This is a genomic window from Ciceribacter ferrooxidans (assembly GCF_004137355.1).
GTDB classification, from domain to species: Bacteria; Pseudomonadota; Alphaproteobacteria; order Rhizobiales; family Rhizobiaceae; genus Allorhizobium; species Allorhizobium ferrooxidans.
In genome coordinates, this window is the sequence record NZ_SDVB01000126.1 from 1 (window position 1) to 253 (window position 253).

A 253-nucleotide genomic window follows, 5' to 3' on the forward strand; every position below is an offset into this window, starting at 1 on the left:
GTATGGTTGATGGTGCCTAGGGTGCTGCGTGCCACCAGAACCACCGGCAGGGCCAACGATTCGGCCAGGTCTATCATCATGGTCGTTTCGTCCACTGGCACATACAGGCCGCCCGCACCTTCCACTACCAGCGGCGCTGCGGTGTCGGGCAGGCGCAGGGCGTTGGCACGGATCTCTACGTTCTCGCATTGCGCCGCCGCCAGCGGCGACAAGGCGGCCTGCAATATATAAGCGGGCGGGTGCAGCACATGTG

1 protein-coding gene is annotated in these 253 nt (G+C 64.0%); it reads right to left on the reverse strand.

Annotation, left to right across the window (positions count from 1 at the left end; translation table 11 throughout):
• A partial coding sequence (gene bioD / locus EUU22_RS04030) for an ATP-dependent dethiobiotin synthetase BioD (protein WP_165351078.1) occupies nucleotides 1–253 on the reverse strand: 253 nt, incomplete at both ends.